Source organism: Methanobrevibacter sp., assembly GCF_017427765.1.
In the GTDB taxonomy this organism is placed as follows: Archaea; Methanobacteriota; Methanobacteria; order Methanobacteriales; family Methanobacteriaceae; genus Methanocatella.
In genome coordinates this window covers 1-17,329 of record NZ_JAFRSC010000032.1, presented here as the reverse complement: position 1 = coordinate 17,329, position 17,329 = coordinate 1, and the positions used below count along the sequence as shown (strand labels likewise).

The 17,329-nt window shown below is 35.1% G+C and carries 17 protein-coding genes; 9 read left to right on the top strand and 8 right to left on the bottom strand.

The genetic code is table 11. From position 1 onward, the window contains the following. Nucleotides 1-33: 33 nt before the first annotated feature. From IJL02_RS09620 to IJL02_RS09605, 4 genes are all read right to left on the bottom strand, one after another. On the bottom strand, nucleotides 34-2,292 hold the full coding sequence (locus tag IJL02_RS09620) for an ABC transporter permease (protein ID WP_292815729.1): 2,259 nt from the start codon (nucleotides 2,290-2,292) through the stop codon (nucleotides 34-36). Between the two features lie 110 nt (nucleotides 2,293-2,402). Then, entirely contained in the window at nucleotides 2,403-2,624 is a 222-nt protein-coding gene (locus IJL02_RS09615; RefSeq protein WP_292815724.1) for a hypothetical protein, read from the bottom strand. 76 nt (nucleotides 2,625-2,700) lie between these two features. Beyond that, on the bottom strand, nucleotides 2,701-5,013 hold the full coding sequence (locus IJL02_RS09610) for an ABC transporter permease (RefSeq protein ID WP_292815721.1): 2,313 nt from the start codon (nucleotides 5,011-5,013) through the stop codon (nucleotides 2,701-2,703). After that, the gene (locus IJL02_RS09605; RefSeq protein WP_292815716.1) at nucleotides 4,976-5,680 is read right to left on the bottom strand and encodes an ABC transporter ATP-binding protein; all 705 of its coding nucleotides are present in this window, start codon (nucleotides 5,678-5,680) and stop codon (nucleotides 4,976-4,978) included. Before IJL02_RS09605 ends, IJL02_RS09610 begins: the two co-directional genes overlap by 38 nt. A 372-nt stretch (nucleotides 5,681-6,052) precedes the next feature. On the opposite strand from IJL02_RS09605, the gene hisA reads away from it, so the two are divergent. From hisA to pyrI, 5 genes are read left to right on the top strand one after another with little or no spacing between them, the layout of a single operon-like run. After that, on the top strand, nucleotides 6,053-6,790 hold the full coding sequence (gene hisA / locus IJL02_RS09600; RefSeq protein ID WP_292815711.1) for a 1-(5-phosphoribosyl)-5-[(5-phosphoribosylamino)methylideneamino]imidazole-4-carboxamide isomerase: 738 nt from the start codon (nucleotides 6,053-6,055) through the stop codon (nucleotides 6,788-6,790). Between the two features lie 4 nt (nucleotides 6,791-6,794). Next, nucleotides 6,795-7,259 (top strand): FAD synthase, encoded by a 465-nt coding sequence (locus IJL02_RS09595; protein ID WP_292815708.1) that lies wholly within the window; start codon nucleotides 6,795-6,797, stop codon nucleotides 7,257-7,259. A 12-nt stretch (nucleotides 7,260-7,271) separates the two neighbouring features. Then, the gene (argC, locus tag IJL02_RS09590) at nucleotides 7,272-8,294 is read left to right on the top strand and encodes an N-acetyl-gamma-glutamyl-phosphate reductase (protein WP_292815703.1); all 1,023 of its coding nucleotides are present in this window, start codon (nucleotides 7,272-7,274) and stop codon (nucleotides 8,292-8,294) included. Between the two features lie 23 nt (nucleotides 8,295-8,317). Continuing rightward, nucleotides 8,318-8,812 carry a flavodoxin gene (locus IJL02_RS09585; RefSeq protein ID WP_292815700.1) on the top strand — a complete coding sequence of 165 codons (495 nt, stop codon included), beginning with the start codon at nucleotides 8,318-8,320 and terminating at the stop codon, nucleotides 8,810-8,812. A 5-nt stretch (nucleotides 8,813-8,817) separates the two neighbouring features. Further along, on the top strand, nucleotides 8,818-9,297 hold the full coding sequence (pyrI, locus tag IJL02_RS09580) for an aspartate carbamoyltransferase regulatory subunit (RefSeq protein WP_292815697.1): 480 nt from the start codon (nucleotides 8,818-8,820) through the stop codon (nucleotides 9,295-9,297). A gap of 2 nt (nucleotides 9,298-9,299) precedes the next feature. Here pyrI and IJL02_RS09575 read toward each other — a convergent pair whose 3' ends face one another. Beyond that, nucleotides 9,300-10,505 (bottom strand): GMC family oxidoreductase N-terminal domain-containing protein, encoded by a 1,206-nt coding sequence (locus IJL02_RS09575; protein ID WP_292815692.1) that lies wholly within the window; start codon nucleotides 10,503-10,505, stop codon nucleotides 9,300-9,302. Between the two features lie 291 nt (nucleotides 10,506-10,796). Here IJL02_RS09575 and IJL02_RS09570 point away from each other — a divergent pair, with 291 nt between their 5' ends. From IJL02_RS09570 to IJL02_RS09555, 4 genes are all read left to right on the top strand, one after another. Then, nucleotides 10,797-12,167, top strand: coding sequence for a TldD/PmbA family protein (locus tag IJL02_RS09570; RefSeq protein WP_292815689.1), 1,371 nt, complete (start codon nucleotides 10,797-10,799; stop codon nucleotides 12,165-12,167). Continuing rightward, nucleotides 12,167-12,724, top strand: a complete 558-nt coding sequence (locus IJL02_RS09565) for a TIGR00296 family protein (RefSeq protein ID WP_292815686.1) — start codon at nucleotides 12,167-12,169, stop codon at nucleotides 12,722-12,724. The genes IJL02_RS09570 and IJL02_RS09565 overlap by 1 nt, the downstream gene beginning before the upstream one ends. A gap of 179 nt (nucleotides 12,725-12,903) precedes the next feature. Beyond that, nucleotides 12,904-13,134 (top strand): hypothetical protein, encoded by a 231-nt coding sequence (locus tag IJL02_RS09560; RefSeq protein WP_292815683.1) that lies wholly within the window; start codon nucleotides 12,904-12,906, stop codon nucleotides 13,132-13,134. Beyond that, entirely contained in the window at nucleotides 13,134-14,282 is a 1,149-nt protein-coding gene (locus tag IJL02_RS09555) for an MFS transporter (protein WP_342765187.1), read from the top strand. The genes IJL02_RS09560 and IJL02_RS09555 overlap by 1 nt, the downstream gene beginning before the upstream one ends. Before the next feature lie 7 nt (nucleotides 14,283-14,289). On the opposite strand, the gene IJL02_RS09550 is transcribed toward IJL02_RS09555, so the two are convergent. The 3 genes from IJL02_RS09550 to IJL02_RS09540 all read right to left on the bottom strand — a co-directional run. Continuing rightward, complete coding sequence (locus tag IJL02_RS09550) at nucleotides 14,290-15,978, bottom strand: ATP-grasp domain-containing protein (RefSeq protein WP_292815680.1); 1,689 nt, start codon at nucleotides 15,976-15,978, stop codon at nucleotides 14,290-14,292. 124 nt (nucleotides 15,979-16,102) lie between these two features. Further along, nucleotides 16,103-16,684 carry a hypothetical protein gene (locus IJL02_RS09545; protein WP_292815677.1) on the bottom strand — a complete coding sequence of 194 codons (582 nt, stop codon included), beginning with the start codon at nucleotides 16,682-16,684 and terminating at the stop codon, nucleotides 16,103-16,105. A 102-nt stretch (nucleotides 16,685-16,786) separates the two neighbouring features. Further along, the coding region (locus IJL02_RS09540) for a transposase (protein WP_292815674.1) at nucleotides 16,787-17,329 on the bottom strand (543 nt) is incomplete at its 5' end.

The following is a 17,329-nucleotide window of genomic DNA, read 5'->3' as shown; positions in this document are numbered from 1 at the left end:
ATATGTTAAGACTTATTTATTAAACTGTTGAAATCAATCCACATCCTTTAGAGCTTCCACCATATTCAAATCATCGATTTTACTTGAAAACAATAAATTAACCCCAATTGATATTGTGAATGTTATTATCGCAGATAAAATGATATTGCCCCATGTCAGAGACGGAATATAATAAAGAGAATCGCCTGCAGCATTCATCATCAGCGTCATGAAATAAAATCCTAAAGGAATTCCCAATATAAAACCAATTGCTGTAAATATTAAGTTTTGTGTCAATAATAGCTTTCTTAAAACATTTGTTTTAAATCCTAAAACCTTTAAAGTTGCAATTTCCCTCTCCATTTCTGTAAATGACAATATTCCCAAATTATATAAAACCAGAACAGCCAGTGAAACGGCAACGACAGTCACAACATAAACCATCATCATAACAGAAGTTGTAATCTGGTCCCAGCTTTCCTTAAGTTTTGAAATGCTTGAAACTGATTTGATGGAATCATAATCTTCGTCGAACTTGTCCTTCGTCACAATATTTGTTGGTGTGAAGTTTAAACCCTGATCTTCGAGAGTATCCGGAGACATTATCAGACCCTGCGAAATTGGTTCTGCATGAATCTGACCTATTTCGGAGTCAACCCACTCATCACTTCCGACAATATGCCACCATATCTTATCGCCAATAGCCAAATTAAATTTATCTGCAAGTTTTTTGGAAATGGAAACATCTCCTTCTGCAATTTCAAGAGGTTTTCTGTTGGAATCAGTATATGATATCAAATCAGTATTATTTGAAACTAAAATCGTTACCGTATCCTCCATATCATTTGCTTTAATCTCGATTGACTGCTGCATGATAAAGCTGCCGTTGGTGATATTTAAAATATAGTGCAACTCTAAAGGATTTGCTTCACTTGAAAGCAGAAGTTTTGATTCGAAATGGCTTATGTCATCATATTCCCATGATTTCAGCTCATCCATACTGTCATCCATACCGAATGCTGCAATCAGCAATGCAACACAACCCATCACACCCACTATCGCCATCAATGCTCTAAACTTGTTTCTTCTTGCATCCCTCCAATTCCAGCGAAAGTTAAAACTTAAATGATTCCACATTTTTGATTTTTCAATCAGACTTTTTGAAGAAACATTTGGCGCTTTTGACCTCAATGTATTGGCAGGATTTTCTTTAGAAATTCTTCTGCATGAGAGATAAGTTACAAAAACAGATGATACAACCATCAGCAAAGCAACATATATGAAACTTATATCAAAACCAGGATTCCAGCTTGGCATACTATAAGTTGCAGCCATTGTCGGGTAAAACATTTGTGGGATTATCATAGGCCCCATAACCAATCCAATAATGGCGCCTGCCAAAACTGGCCAGAATCCATAAGATATATAATGCATCATGATTGTTTTATCCCTATAACCCACCGCTTTTAGAATTCCAATCTGAGTTCTCTGGTGAGTTACAATTCTAGTCATGGTTGTCAGGAGTGTCAAAAAGGTAACCAAAATAAATACAAGCGGGAAAACATCCCCAATCATCTTGTGCTGAGCCATCTCATCTGAAAATTTAGCTACACTGATTTGGTCATCCTTTTTAGTGAATGAGAGATAATCTATCGAATCATCCAATTTTTCCTTAAACTCACTATCTGAGCAGTTATATTTTACAAGGACTGTATCATAATTTAAATCATCGGGATATGCCTTATGTGAGAGGTAAGCAAAACCTATTTGTGAAAAATCAGGAGTTAATGAATTTGGTGAAGATTCATAAATATATTCCGGAGAATATCCTAAACCTTTAATTTCTTTTGTAATATTATCATTTTCTAACTCAAAGGTGATTTTATCTCCAACATTGAGATTTCGCGAATCAGCAAAACGTTTATCCAGCCAGACTCCGGAACCATCCTGAGGATTAAAGTCCTCACCCTGCGTTGAATAGAACTTGGATACAGTAGCTTTCTCAACAAAGTGCAGCTTAATATCTGGCTTGTTTTCCAAATCAGCCTGCGATTGAATTACGGATTGCCTGTCCACCTGAGTAGAAAATTCGCTTATTTTTTCAACTGCCGAATCATCGAAATCCGTGTTGAATATCCAGCCGTCAGCCAGATTGGTCTGCGTGTAATATTCATCGGAAGTTTGCACTAGGCCATAATACTCCCCATATATTCCACAGTAAGCGAAAATACCTAAAAATGCCATTAGAAATATTGCAATAAACTGTGTTTTATTGATTTTTATATCCCTCAGCATTTTTTTAGATAATGACATGATAATATATTAGAAAAATGAAATATAAAAAACTCACTTAAATTGAATTTAACTCTATTGAGGTATTTGAACCTACATAACTCTTGGCAATGTATTTATACAAAAAAAGATTAATAAGAGTTGATTAACTCTTTAAATAATTCAACTGTCTCATCAACACTCATTTCAGCGTGTTGGCTGACTTCTTCAAGATCAGCTTCCCACAGAGAGATTTTTCCCATTGGAGTAACTAAAAATTTGAATTTATGGTTTTTTTGAACAAGGTCTGTTTTCAAAAGAGGATATTCATTCAACAAATCCATATATTTTGATTCACAAGTAACTTCAACCATCGTATCACCAGATAACAGTTTGAAGTTATTCTATTTTAAATATTTTGTCACCAAATAAGGGTGAGTAGGTAAAAACCTATTCAACACCTTTCAGTGATTCAACCATATCCAACTTTTTAATCTTTCTTGAAAACATCAGGTTTACAAGAATTGACAATGCAAAGGTTATTGCAGCAGTTAAAATGAAATTTGAAGGAGAAATTGAAGGAAGTATGTAAAATGAATCTCCTGAAGACTCCCACATTACTGCCAATATGTAATAACCTACCGGAAGGCCCAATATGAATCCAATAGCTGTAAACCATAAGTTTTGAGTTAGAAGCAATTTCCTTAAGGCCCCTGTCTTAAAGCCCAATACTTTTAGAGTTGCAATTTCCCGCTCGATTTCAGTAAATGACAACAGTCCCAAATTATAAAGCACTACAACAGCTAAAAGTGAAGCGAAGAATATTAATATGTAGATTAAAAGCCACATTGATTCTGTCAGCTCATCCCAGCTTGAAGTCATCTCTTTCATGGAATTTGTTGCCTTAATAGCTGAGTAATTCTTGTCGACATGTTCAGCAGTTACAATGCTTGTTGCAGAGTAGTTTAAATCCAAATCTTCCAGCTTATCGGCGGACATTATAATTCCTTGTGAAGTCGGATCTGAGTGAATTTTATCGATTGTTGTATTGACCCATTTATCGGAACCCATAATATGCCATTTTACTGTGTCTCCAACTTTAACATCCAACATATCAGCCATTTTTTGTGAAATAGAAACTTCATCATCTGCAATTTCCACCTTATTCCAGTCATAATCTGTTGGAGTTACCAAATCTGTGTCGTTTAGCACCAGAAGCGAACCTGACTTTTTAGTCGACCCGGCTTCTATCTCAATAGCTGATTCCATTAGTTTATCACCATCAACTTCCTCAGCCACATCGTTGATTTCACCTAAACTGGCTTCTTCATCAATAACCAGTTTTGAGTCATAATGATTAATCTGATTATATTCCCATTCCTTTAAATCATTCATTCCATCATACATTCCGAATGCAGATACCAGAAGTGCACTGCATCCTATTACACCGACGATTGTCATTACCGCCCTGAACTTATTTCTTTTTGCATCACGATAATTCCAGCGCGCATTAAATGAAAATCTTTTCCAGAATCCAAATTTCTCCAAAATACCAGTTGTAGAAATCTTAGGTGTTTTTGGTCTTATTGTATCTGCCGGCTTTTCTTTTGATATGCTTCTAACGGCAATAAATGAAACAACAAGAGACATTATAATCATTAATGCAGCAACATAAACAAAGTTCATGCTCCATGCAGTATCCCAGGATGGCATCTTATAAGTTGCACTCATTGACGGATAGAACAGCTGCGGCAAGGCCATAGGCCCTATTATCAAACCTAAAATAGAACCTGCGAATACCAACCAGAAACCATAGGATATATAGTGAATCATTATTGACTTATCGGAAAATCCATTGGCCTTTAGAATACCAATTTGAGTTCTCTGATGTGCGATTATCCTTGTCATGGTTGTAAGCAATATCAGCATGGCAATCAGGATAAATACAACCGGGAAAATATCTCCCATCATTTTGTGCTGGTCAATTTCTTCTGAAAACTGATTAACGCTTGAATGTTCAGCCTGCTCCACAAATGAATTGTAATCACCATCCAATTTATCGGATAACAAATCACTGTATGCAGAAGCACTTCCGTTGAATTTAACCTGCATAACGTTATATGGAACATTATCAACCGGAAATGCCTTATAGGACATGTATGCAAAACCGATTTTATTAAAGTCAGGAATTATTGATGCAGTTGATGCATGATAAACATATTCCGGAGAATAACCAATTCCCCTAATTTCCTTTTCGATTTCAAGTCCATTGAATTCAAATGTAATGTTGTCTCCAACTTTCAAATCCTTGGCATCTGCAAAGCTTTTATCAAGCCATACACCATCCTCATCACTGATGTTTAGAGGTTCACCATCCATCAGATGGAATTTTGACAAGGTATTGTTTTCAACGAAATGCAGTGTGATTTCAGGATCGTTTGAAAAGTCTGCAACCGAATCTATGACCAGCTGCCTTTCAGATTGGGTTGTAAGGTTTAGGTTATTTACCTTATCAACAAAATCATCATCCAGATTGGCTGAATAAATCCATCCGTCAGCCAGGTTTGTATCGCTGTAATATTTATCGACATTGACCTCAAGGCCAACTGATTCCCCACCGACACCTGCAAAGACAAAAACTCCCAGAAACGCCATTAGAAAAATAGATAAAAATTGGGTTTTATGCTTCCAGATGTCTCTTAACATCTTTTTGAAAAGCATGCCATCACCATTCCAAATCAGTAACCTTTTTTGGGTTTTCATTTACTACAACACTTTCAATCTGACCGTTTTTAATTCTTATTACCTTATCGGCCGCTTCTGCAAGTATTGCATTGTGAGTCACAATTACAACAGTTGTGTTTTTGTTATTGCTCATATCCTGCAACAGACTTAAAATCAGCACACCTGTTTTGGAATCCAGTGCTCCTGTCGGCTCATCACATAAAAGCATTGCAGGCTGTTTAGCTACTGCCCTTGCAATAGATACTCTTTGCTGTTCTCCACCAGATAATTGTGATGGAAACTGATTTGCATGATCCTTTAAACCTACAGAGTCAAGAACACTTAACCCATCGATATTAACATCCACTATATCCTTCATCAATTCAACATTTTCTAGGGAAGTCAAATTCGGAATCAAATTATAAAACTGAAAAATAAATCCCACGTTTTTTGCCCTGTATTCTGTAAGCTGATTGTCATTAAAGCTTTCAACATTCTGTCCTTTTACAATGATTTGTCCGGAAGTTACACTGTCAAGACCTCCCAAAAGATTAAGGAGTGTTGATTTACCTGCTCCAGACGGTCCAAGAATTACAACAAATTCTCCTTCTTCAATTGTAAAATTAACATTATCCATAGCTTTTAAAATGTGATCTCCTGATCTATATTCCTTATTTACATTTTTAAATTCTATGATTGTACTCATTAATATTCCTTCTAAATTCAGTTGTGTGAATTTTTGTTTGACATAGTATATAAATTTAGGTATGCCTAAATTATTATCGCTTCAAATCACAACTGATACCATTATGAAAAAATAAGACAAATATTCAAAAAAAATAGTTTAAATTCAATTAATTATCCCACAACACCATTATAGCTAATTAAATTTCATTTAAAAGAACTACACAACAATACCATCAGTTAACCTGTTTTAAATTCCAATACAAAAAATTCTTTGTACTTTAAAAAAAATTATACAATGAGGTTAACACGATTTTTGTTCAAACAAAGAAACATATAAAACATTTCAAAACATATAATTACATTATAATAAAAATGTACAGGAAAAATGTAAATGTCATTTAAAGAAGATGAAATGTTAATAATGCCTGCAGTAGACATTAAGAATGGAAAATGTGTACAACTTGTTCAAGGTGAGCCTGGAAGCGAAATGGTTGAAATTGATAATCCTGAACTTGTCGCTAGCCATTGGCAAGATTTAGGGGCAAAAAACATCCACGTTATTGATTTGGATGGAACAATCCATGGAAAATCCAGCTTTCCAATAATTAAAAAAATCTTAAATGAGGTTAATGTCCCAATCCAAGTGGGCGGCGGAATAAGAGATATCGAATATGCAAAACAGCTCCTTGATTTGGATATTGAAAGAATAATTATTGGAACAATGGGCATTAAACACCCTGAAACCATTGAAGAGCTTTCAGATGAATATGGTTCCGAGAGAATTATGATTTCACTTGACAGCAAAGACAACAAAGTAGTCATTAAAGGATGGCAGGAAAAGATTGACAAATCACCTGTAGAACTTTCAGCCGAGTTTAAAGAACATGGTGCGGGAAGCATACTGTTTACAAATGTTGATGTGGAAGGTCTTTTAGGTGGTTTTTACACTAAACCTGTAGAAGATTTGAAAAAATCAGTTGATATTCCAATAGTATATTCTGGAGGAGTAACAACCATTGATGATATTAAATTATTAAATAAAACTGGTGTAGAAGGCGTTGTAATAGGTTCTGCACTTTATACTAATAAAATTGATTTAACTGAAGCGTTAAAATACCAAAAGAGGTAATTAGATGAAAAAGGTAATGGCAACCGGAACATTCGATATACTCCACCCTGGACACGGCGTTTATCTGGAAGAGTCAAAAAAGCTGGGCGGAGAAAATGCTAAACTTTATGTCGTGGTGGCACGTGATTCAACTGTAGAGAGAAGAAAAAGAGTGCCAATTGTTGGAGAAGACCAACGTTTAGAATTGATTAAGATGTTAAAACCTGTAGATGAGGCATATCTAGGAGATGCAAATGGAGATGTATTTAAAATTGTTCATGAAATCAATCCGGATATCATCACTGTAGGTGCTGATCAAAATCATGACATTTCAAAATTACAGGCAGCTATTGACAAGAGAGGCTTGAAAGCAAAAGCAATACGTGTTGAAAAATACAGGGATTGTGAACTTGACAGCAGCTGTAAAATCATAAAAAAGATTCAAAATACAAATTTCGAAGGAAAAATATTAGATAACTGTGAAGATTAGGAGATTATTAAAATGTTTAATGTAGCAATCATAGGAGCAAGTGGATATACCGGTGGAGAGCTATTAAGAATGCTTTTAAACCATCCGGAAGTGGAAATTACTGATATTACATCAAGACAATATGATGGAACTCCAGCACATAAAATTCATCCACACATAAGAGATTCAGGCCTTGTTTTTAAAAACAAAAATCCTGATGAATTGGATGCAGATGTTGTCTTTACCGCAACTCCTCACGGTGCATCAATGAAAATCGTTCCGGAAATCCTAAAAACCGGTGCAAAAGTTGTGGATTTAAGTGGAGACTACAGATACCGTGATACTGCAGTTTATGAAAAGTGGTATGGTATGGAACACACAGACAGCAAAAACAAAGGTGCGTTCGGACTTCCTGAATTATACAGAGATGAAATCAAAAAAGCGAACCTTGTTGCAAATCCGGGGTGTTTTCCAACAGGTGCGATACTTTCATCATACCCGTTGGTTAAAAACGATTTGGTAGACAGAATAATTATTGATTCAAAAACTGGAGTTAGTGGAGCCGGAGTTAATCCATCAGCAACAACACATTATCCAAACATTGCTGATAATGTTAATCCATATAAAATATCATCACATAGGCACATGTCTGAAATCCAGCAGGAATTAAAAGGCTTTGAGGGCGTTAAAGTTTCATTTACACCTCATCTTGTACCAGTCATAAGAGGAATTCAGACTACAAGCCACAGCTTTTTAAATGATGAAAATATAGATATTACTCCAGATGAAATTAGAAAACTTTACGAAAAGGAATACGGAAAAGAATTCTTTATTAAAATTATGGATGAAGGAGAAATACCTCACTTAAGTGCTGTTAGAGGATCAAACTTCGTACACATTGGCGGATTTGAAATAGACGATACAGGAAGATTGGTAATGCTTTCAGCAATCGATAATCTTGTTAAAGGCGCATCAGGTCAGGCCATACAAAACATGAATATACTTCTTGGAATTGACGAAACAGCAGGTTTAACACACTTCGGTCTTCATCCCTAATTAACAAAAAGAGGGGGAGAGAAATGGCAACATTAATTATATATTATTCTCAAGGAGGAAAAACTGATTTAGTTGCAAAAACACTAGCTAAATATTTGGATGCGGATTTAGTCAGAATCCTTGATTTGAAAAAACGTGACGGATTTGGAAGCAAACTATTCTCATCAATAAATGCATTTAGAGAAACCAAAACCCAAATTACTCCATCAAATGTGGATATAACCGATTATGACACAATATATTTCGGAACACCGACCTGGGCAGGAAATCCGACACCTGCAATATTAACAATCATTGACAGGTTGAATTTAAGGGGCAAAGATGCTGTATTATTTGCTACAATGGACAGCAATCGTGCTGATTCAAATATAGAAAGACTTGAAGAGAAAGTTAAAATGCGTGGAGCTAGAGTTATTGAAACATTTACTCTTGCAACTAAAGGGAAAAGTCCCGAACAGTTAGTCAAAGACACTGAAGCAGCAATTGAAATTAAAGATTTAAAAATGTATAAAAGGTAGATTAAATGGCCAAAAAAGACAAATCAGAATTAAAAATTAAAGCAATTGAAAACGGTACAGTAATTGACCATATTACTGCTACCAAATCCCTGCACATTCTCAAGGTTTTGGGTCTTCCGGACTGCAAAACACAAAACGTAACAGTAGCTATGAATGTTTCATCATCTGAAATCGGAAGAAAGGATATTTTAAAAATTGAAAACAGAGAACTGGATCACAAAGAGCTCAATCAAGTTGCTTTAATTGCTCCTCAGGCTACAATCAATATTATCAGAAACTTTGAACCGGTTAAAAAGGATAAGATTAGGCTTCCGGATAAGATTACATCAATCCTTAAATGTACAAATCCGAAATGCATTACAAATTATGAAAATGAGCCCATCACACCTAAATTTAATGTTATTGAAAAATATCCTCCGGTTGTTAGGTGCCATTACTGTGAAAAGTTAATAAAAACAGAAGAAATCGAAAAACAGTTCGAATAAACTTAATATCCTCTTATTAAATAATCTGCCAATCTTTTTGAAAGTGCAAGTATTGTTAATATAGGCGGTTTTCCAGGCGCTATTGGCAATACGCTTGCATCACAGACATATAAATTAGGAATTTCAGTTTCCAGGTTGCTGTCAACGACTTTACCTATTGCTGCAGTTCCGCCAGGGTGTGCTCCCCTATAAACAGTTGAGCTAATTGTTTTTGGATCAACACCTGCTTTTTCTAAAATCATTCCTGCAACAGCCACTCCTTCAGCAAGATATCTTATATCATTGATTGTGTTGACTTTTTGAATGAAACCGTCACTGTGCACGTAACCTTTTGCCTCATCAGGGGTTTTAACCATTATCGATAAGGTATCCTTAGCATCAATAGCTTCACCGTCATCATATATAAATGTTGAAAAGTGAGGAGACAGGACAAAGTTTTTACCTATTACCAAACCTGCCATCTGGACTTCAGTGTTGAAATTAATGTCTTTTAGATATCCTCCAACTGTAACAAAAGGATCAAAGAACAGTTCACGACCGATTCCTGTCAGTCCGGAACTTTTTAAAATTACCGCAGATTCAATAGCTCCTGCACATAAAATTATCTTTTTGGATTTGATTAAAAACTCTTCACCGTCCTTAACGTATTTGACACCACATGCTTCAAGATTGCATAAAATGATATCAGTCACTACCGCATCAGATATTAATGTAGCTCCCGCTTCAACCGCTTCATCAACAAAATCCTTTGCGGTCCATTTTGCATCAACAGGACATCCGAATGCGCATTTTCCGCACTGAATGCAATCCTCTTCTCTGATAGCCTTTGGCATTTTTTGAGTATTCAATCCCAATTCGCGGGCTGCGTCTAAAAATAGTTGTGTGCCTTTACCTATATGGGAATCATCAAGTTCATGAACTCCAACCAACTCTTCAACGTATTCATATTCCTTTGACAAGTCAATGCCATATTCATGAAGTTCACTGTCAAGAGCCCTTACCATATTGGCCATGGACACTACTGTTGAACCGCCGACACAGGTTGTTGCAAGCAAATCCACTTCCGGAACATACTCATTGTAGTAATTAAATGCATCTTTTGATTCTATATATGGTCCTTTTTCTATAATGGTGACTTCCTTTCCATTTTTCGCAAGTTCACGAGCAAGAAGTCCTCCGCCTGCACCAGTACCAACAATTACAAACATACAATCACCAATAGATTAAAACATGCCTAAAATAATATTGAATTATATACTATAAAAAAGTTATTATTTTTAATGAATTTTAAAAAATGTAATAAAAATAGTGCTATTTTTAAAAAAAAGTAATAATAATGAAAAATGTTTAAAAAAATGAAATGAGGATTTGATGCTATAAATACATTATACGAAATAACGTTAGAGCATGGCTTAAAAATCTAAGAAAATGATTTAAAAAAATGTTTATTAAACATGTGAATCAAACTAATTAATAGATTAATCTATATGAGTGATTTTATGCAAGATTATATTGATTTATTTGAAAAAGTTATTGCAAAGACTTCCCAAAAAGTAGATTACATTGATATTCGCTCAGGAAATAGTGAAAATACATCCATATTAATGAAAGATGGAGATGTAGATGAAATCAACACCGGAATGAGCCTTGGAGCACGAATCAGAGTGTTGAATAATGGAGCATGGGGTTTTGCATATACAACAGACTTATCCAAAATTAATGAAATAACTGAAACTGCAATCAAACTGTCCAATTCACTTAAGGGAGACGTTAAATTAAGTGAAAGTGAAGTTATTAAAGATAAAACTGCAGTGGATGTTAAAATACCATTCAAGGACATATCCGTTGAAGAGAAAAAGGAGATTATGAAAACCGCATCCGATGCGGCTACAATCGAAAAAGTAAACAGTACCACAGCAAGCTATGCAGACAGCGAAATAAATGAGCTGTTTATGAACAGCGAAGGCAGTGAAATTCAAGTTAAAACTTCAAGAGTCAGAATGGCTTTAAATGCATCTGCAACCGACGGTGAAATTATTCAGTTCGGCCATGGAAGCATGGGTGGAGTTAAAGGTTTTGAAGTGATTGGCGAAAGGGATATTGAAGAGTTTGGAAGAAATATTGGTGAAAAAGCTGTCAGACTGCTTGACGCCAAACCTGCACCTTCAGGACAGTTTCCGGTAATAGCAGACCCTGAACTAACCGGAGTTTTAATACATGAAGCTTTAGGTCATGCCGTTGAAGGAGATTTAATCTTACAGAACGATTCAATACTAAAGGACAAAGTAGGCGAGAAGATAGCTTCCGAGATTGTAAATATCTTTGATGATGCCAGTCTAAAGGACGGATTCGGATATTATCCGTACGATGTTGAAGGAATTAAGACAAAACCAAATCAGTTAGTAAAAGACGGAAAGTTGATTTCACTTCTCAATTCCAGAGAAACCGCATCCCAACTTGGCATGACCTCATCAGGAAATGCAAGGTCACTGATTGCAGATAAGCCAATTGTCAGAATGAGTAATACTTACCTTCAGCCTGGAGACAACACATTTGAAGAGTTAATTGAAGACATTCCAGAGGGAATATATCTTAAAGGCTCCAGAGGAGGTCAGGTTGATACCGGAAAAGGAATTTTCCAATTCAATGCCGCTGAAGGATATCTGATTGAAAATGGAGAGTTATCTACACCAGTTAGAGACGTTTCACTTTCCGGAAATATTCTTGAAACACTGAAAAATATTGACGCTATTGGAAATGACTTTAAATTAAGTGTGGGATTCTGCGGAAAAGACGGTCAGACCGCTCCGGTAGGTGACGGAGGCCCTCATACAAGAATATTGAACGCATTAGTTGGAGGAATGGGATAATGATTACAGACAGAGCAGGAGAATACTTAGTAAAAATAGCTAAACAGGCAATAGAACATTATATAGAAACAAAAGAAAAATTAGAAATACCAGACGACTATCCGATTGAACTGGATGAAAAATTAGGAGTTTTCGTCACATTAAATAAAAACAATACTTTAAGAGGCTGCATCGGATATGCTGAGCCAATCGAACCTGCAATCAAGGCAACAATCGAAGTTGCAATTGCAGCTGCATTTAACGATCCAAGATTCAGTGCAGTAACCAAAGACGAATTTCCGATACTTGATTTGGAAGTAACCGTCCTGACAAAACCTGAAATGATTATTGTAGCACACCCAGACCAATACTTTGACGAAATTGAAATCGGAACAGACGGACTGATTATTCAAAAAGGATATTCAAGAGGTCTTTTGCTTCCACAGGTTGCAACAGAAAATGCATTTACAATTGAAGACTTTTTAGAACATACCTGTATGAAAGCAGGAATCAGTGCAGACAGCTGGATGGATGAAAGCTGCGACGTGTATAAATTCCAGGGACAAATTTTTAAATAGTGCAAATAATATTTGAAAATCAGTAATTCAATTGTCTAAAATGAAATATGAGATTATTGCATGATTTGTTCATATTTGTTACTTGATAAGGAGCATAATTAAGTAAAAAGAATCGGATTTAACGGATATTTCCAAATCAGTGCAAAAGTATAATTAGTTAAGGAGATATAATCTAAAATATGTCCGATAATTTTGAAAAAAACTTTGTAATAATTACTTTCATCACTTCATTTTTCACAGTTTTTCTCACAACAGGCATAAATATCGGAAGTCCGGCTATCGCTTCAGAATTCGGAATGAATAATGTTTTGCAGAACTGGATTCCCACAGTATTGGTGTTTGTTACCACTATTTTTACATTACCAGCAGGCCAAATTACTGGAAAATATGGGTTTAAAAGTCATTACTAATAGGGCAGGCCATAATATTATTTGGAATAGTTCTCTCATGCATATCCATTTCAACAGAAATGTTTTTCTCAGCAAGAATTCTTCAAGGCATTGGTCTTGCCATTGCAAACGTTGCTGAAATTGCAATAATCGTTCTTGCAATATCTGAAGAAAACAGAGGCAAAGCATTGGGAATTATCGTTTCAGGAGTTTATTTAGGAACTTCAGTATCTCCGGTTGTCTGTGGGTTTTTGGTTCAGCACTTCGGATGGAAATCTTTGTTTTTAATTACAATATTCTTTAACACAATCGGTTTGATATTGATGCTGGTTAAAGTCAAGGGAGAATGGAAAACCAATGAAAACGATAAGCTTGATTTAAAAGGCATGGCATTGTACATGGTGGGCATATTACTGTTCATTTATGGAATAACAATATTATATGACGGAAAAGCAATAATATTGGTATTGCTGGGATTAATGCTGTTGGTCGGATTTGGATTTTATGAATTACGGCAAAAAGCACCTGCATTCAATGTTAAGTTATTTAAGAATCATTCATTTACATTATACAATTTTGCCGGACTATGCGGGTATTTAGCAGTAATGGCAATCACGACAATATTCAACTATCATTTCCAAATTGTCAGAGGATGGAATCCTCAAATCACCGGCATGATAATGTTGATAAGCCCCATAGTAATGACAATTACCTCCCCAAATGCAGGTAAGCTTTCAGATAAATATCATCCTCAAAAAATAGCTACCGTCGGTATGTTAATTACCGTATTTGCATTTGCAATATTGTTATTTATGGATAAAAGCACCCCATTATACATCATCGTTATAGCAATGGTTTTAGAAGCTATAGGAATGGGTCTTTTCTCATCTCCAAATATGAATGCCATTATGAGCTCAATTGATAATAAATATGCTGCACATGCCTCCGCTTCTCAGCTCACAATGAGGGCTATCGGCCAGACCCTTAGTTTGAGTTTAATGACACTAGTATTCAGACTTATTATGGGATCTCTTGATTTGACCTCAAACAATTATGCTTTAATTGTGAAATCATCCCAATTAGTATGCATTATATGTGCCGTTGCATGCATTCTGGCAATTATCGTGTCTGTTGTCGGCTTAAAATTAGAAAAAAAGATAAGTTTTTAACTTATCTTTAGTTTTTTGATGCAATAACTGCATTTTTAAATCCAAATGGTGGAACTTCAATGTTGAAATCCGAATTTTTGATTATGGCTTCAACTCCTTTTCGACCCCCTGGAAGATAATCGTAGGTGCTTTTTGGAATAAATACAACACCGCCGATTTTAATGTATGAAAATAGGTCAATGATTAATTTGACTGCATGTTCATCGTCCATGTCAATAAGACTCTTATTTAAATTAACGATGATGTAATCAAAGTGTCCGTGCAATCTATAAACATTCTCCAGAGTAATCTGCAAAACATTAACATCATCAATTTCCTGGTCTGTCATTATTAAACCATGACCATATTTTTCCACAGATTTGATTATCTTTCGAAGTTCATCAACTATTTTTTCTTCATTTATACTGTCAGTTTCAACTGATTCGTCGCTTAAAATCAGTTCAAATGCATTTTTCTCAACGCTTCTTAAAAACTCAACATCCTCATTAACGGCATTTGGGTCATTACTTGCTAAAAAGACTACGCCACAAGTAGTGTTTAAATCTTCAGTTTTAACAAAAAGTTCAGTTTCATTAATGTTATGCAATGTGCTGTCATAATAACTGTTGAGGTTTGAAGTCATGTTTAATATCGGCACAGATTTTGCAAGAATGTCTTCAGGAGCAATGAACAGCTTTACAGTCCCATTTCCAGGAGGATTGTATGGTTGTTTTCTTTGTTCGTTGAACCGTTCGGGATTTAAATAGGAATCCAATATGGAATCAGTGTCATGCTGGGCAAAAATCATATCCAGATATTCTGATGCCATGCTTAAACCTGCAGGACGGCAGTTTACTTCAATCAGCACAGGACCTTTTTCATCTATCCTAAATTCACCATGAACAGGACCGTGTTCAATTCCGATTGCTTGAACTACATCATATGCATATTCCACCATTTCAGCTTCACCAAGAGTTAGTCTCTTGACTGATTTGATGGTATCATAGACAATTGCTCCTTCAGAAGTCTTAATTTTTTCGTATTTCCACATTGAGATTAAACGTGGGATTCCTTCACAGGATGTGGTGTTTACAATATATTCCTCACCGTTAATGCGTTCCTGAACCAAAAGCTCGGTATTTGCATCACCATAGGCATTATTCTTATTGAATATCTCCTTTAAAGAATCAATCATTTCTTCTTTATCCAAACATATGCGAACACCAACCGAACAGAAACTGTAAATAGGCTTGATTACCACTTCATTTAGGGATTCTGATTCATAAAATTCAACAGCTTCATCAACTGAAGAAACTACCTTTCCTCTGATGTGTCTAAGTCCTTCCTCGGCAAGCCTTTCATGCATCTTATCCTTTAGAGTCATTGCATCCAAATTTTCTATGGGAGTGCCCAATAATCCTAAATCATTTGATAGTCTGCTTGTTAGAATAACACCCCTCTCACTGCCTGCCACAATAAGTAAAGGGTCTAGTTCACGAATCATTTCAACAGTGCCTTCATATGTGTCCTTTTCAAAAACAAGATCATAATCATATCCAACCCTATCATAATTAGATTGCATTTTTTGTTTATATTCATCTACATTCATTTCACCAGACTGCAGTTCCAATATGACCGGTTTATGGCCTCTATTTACAATATCTTCAATATAATTTGTTCCAGAAGAAATGCAATCAACAACTATAATGTTTCTCATAAAATCCATCTCACTTTTATATACTGTTTTGCAAAAATATAATCTTTTTTTTCAATTTTAATTTATTAGATTTGTTTTTATTGAATATTATATTTAAAAATCCCCCATAACATTAAAATAGCTATTATAACTTTTTGTATGTTGAATTACCCAAATCAAGATACCAATCCTGCAATTCCATATCAATTACATTCATTGCAGAACTACTATTTAAAAGCATTTTATCATAAGCATTCTTGTACTCATACATATATTCACCAGTTAGAGGTATTTTTTCTTTATATGCAGTATACAACATGGCAGAAATAGCCCTTATATCTTCAGGAAACTTTTTATAGAATTCTTGTCCGATTTCAGAATAATCTGACGAATCCTTTTCTACACTAATTTTAAAACATCTAGCATAGGCTTTTTTACTACAATATTCATCTTTATCATTTCTTGCTATTCTTAATAGTGCTTCCGGATTTTCAAGTGCATTTATGGCACTTGGGCGTTGTGATGTAAAACCATTTTCTGCCAAATCAATTATAAATTTTTCATCATTTATTTTAGACATAGCAACAGTTCGTATGAACGGACTGGCATCATGTATTGCCACATCTTTTAATATTTCCTGATCATTTAATTCTTTAACAGCATTAAGTCGAATATCATAGTTGTTATTCTTCCAGTCAGGAGTTTTAAATCTATCAAATAATCCCATAGAATCACCTTTTCTTTGATGTTTTGAAGTATATCAAAGAAAATATATAAACGATTCTATTTTGTGCTCGAAAAAATTTTAAATAGACATTATTAATTTGAACTACCTCGAGCTGTGGAGTTCGAGGATTCTTACTTCACGGGCTGTAGATGCTAATGCATCTAGATTTACCGTGCTATCCCCTCCGTCCCGGAGGTTCTTTATTATTTTTTCTTGAAGAATCCTTATTCCTTCATGTAGTATGTTTTTGCTGGCGTTAATATCCCTGTTATGATGTTTTCCGCATTGTGGACAAGTCCATTCTTTTTCATATTCTAAGTCTTTGTTGTAGTATCCGCAGTGGTGGCAATTTTTACTTGATGGATACCGCCGGCTGATTTGAATGAATTCTTTGTTGTGCCATTGTGCTTTGTAGCGGATTTTATCTACCAGCGAGTATAATGCTATTCTTTGAAGCTTAGGACTCCAGTATTTATTTTTGAACATTCCTTTAATGTTTAAATCTTCCATACATATTAAATCATAAGCTTTAACTAGGTCGTGGCTTATTTTGTGGTATGTGTCTTTGATTTTGTTTGTTTTTTTATCTTGCCATTTCCAGTATGTTCGAAGGGTCTTTTGGTATCTTTTGCTCATGTATTTTTT

Bases quoted from the DNA above. Each gene is read 5' to 3' on its own strand.
- IJL02_RS09620 (WP_292815729.1), bottom strand. From the start codon at position 2,292: ATGTCATTATCTAAAAAAATGCTGAGGGATATAAAAATCAATAAAACA.
- IJL02_RS09615 (WP_292815724.1), bottom strand. From the start codon at position 2,624: ATGGTTGAAGTTACTTGTGAATCAAAATATATGGATTTGTTGAATGAA.
- IJL02_RS09610 (WP_292815721.1), bottom strand. From the start codon at position 5,013: ATGAAAACCCAAAAAAGGTTACTGATTTGGAATGGTGATGGCATGCTT.
- IJL02_RS09605 (WP_292815716.1), bottom strand. From the start codon at position 5,680: ATGAGTACAATCATAGAATTTAAAAATGTAAATAAGGAATATAGATCA.
- hisA (WP_292815711.1), top strand. From the start codon at position 6,053: ATGTCATTTAAAGAAGATGAAATGTTAATAATGCCTGCAGTAGACATT.
- IJL02_RS09595 (WP_292815708.1), top strand. From the start codon at position 6,795: ATGAAAAAGGTAATGGCAACCGGAACATTCGATATACTCCACCCTGGA.
- argC (WP_292815703.1), top strand. From the start codon at position 7,272: ATGTTTAATGTAGCAATCATAGGAGCAAGTGGATATACCGGTGGAGAG.
- IJL02_RS09585 (WP_292815700.1), top strand. From the start codon at position 8,318: ATGGCAACATTAATTATATATTATTCTCAAGGAGGAAAAACTGATTTA.
- pyrI (WP_292815697.1), top strand. From the start codon at position 8,818: ATGGCCAAAAAAGACAAATCAGAATTAAAAATTAAAGCAATTGAAAAC.
- IJL02_RS09575 (WP_292815692.1), bottom strand. From the start codon at position 10,505: ATGTTTGTAATTGTTGGTACTGGTGCAGGCGGAGGACTTCTTGCTCGT.
- IJL02_RS09570 (WP_292815689.1), top strand. From the start codon at position 10,797: ATGCAAGATTATATTGATTTATTTGAAAAAGTTATTGCAAAGACTTCC.
- IJL02_RS09565 (WP_292815686.1), top strand. From the start codon at position 12,167: ATGATTACAGACAGAGCAGGAGAATACTTAGTAAAAATAGCTAAACAG.
- IJL02_RS09560 (WP_292815683.1), top strand. From the start codon at position 12,904: ATGTCCGATAATTTTGAAAAAAACTTTGTAATAATTACTTTCATCACT.
- IJL02_RS09550 (WP_292815680.1), bottom strand. From the start codon at position 15,978: ATGAGAAACATTATAGTTGTTGATTGCATTTCTTCTGGAACAAATTAT.
- IJL02_RS09545 (WP_292815677.1), bottom strand. From the start codon at position 16,684: ATGGGATTATTTGATAGATTTAAAACTCCTGACTGGAAGAATAACAAC.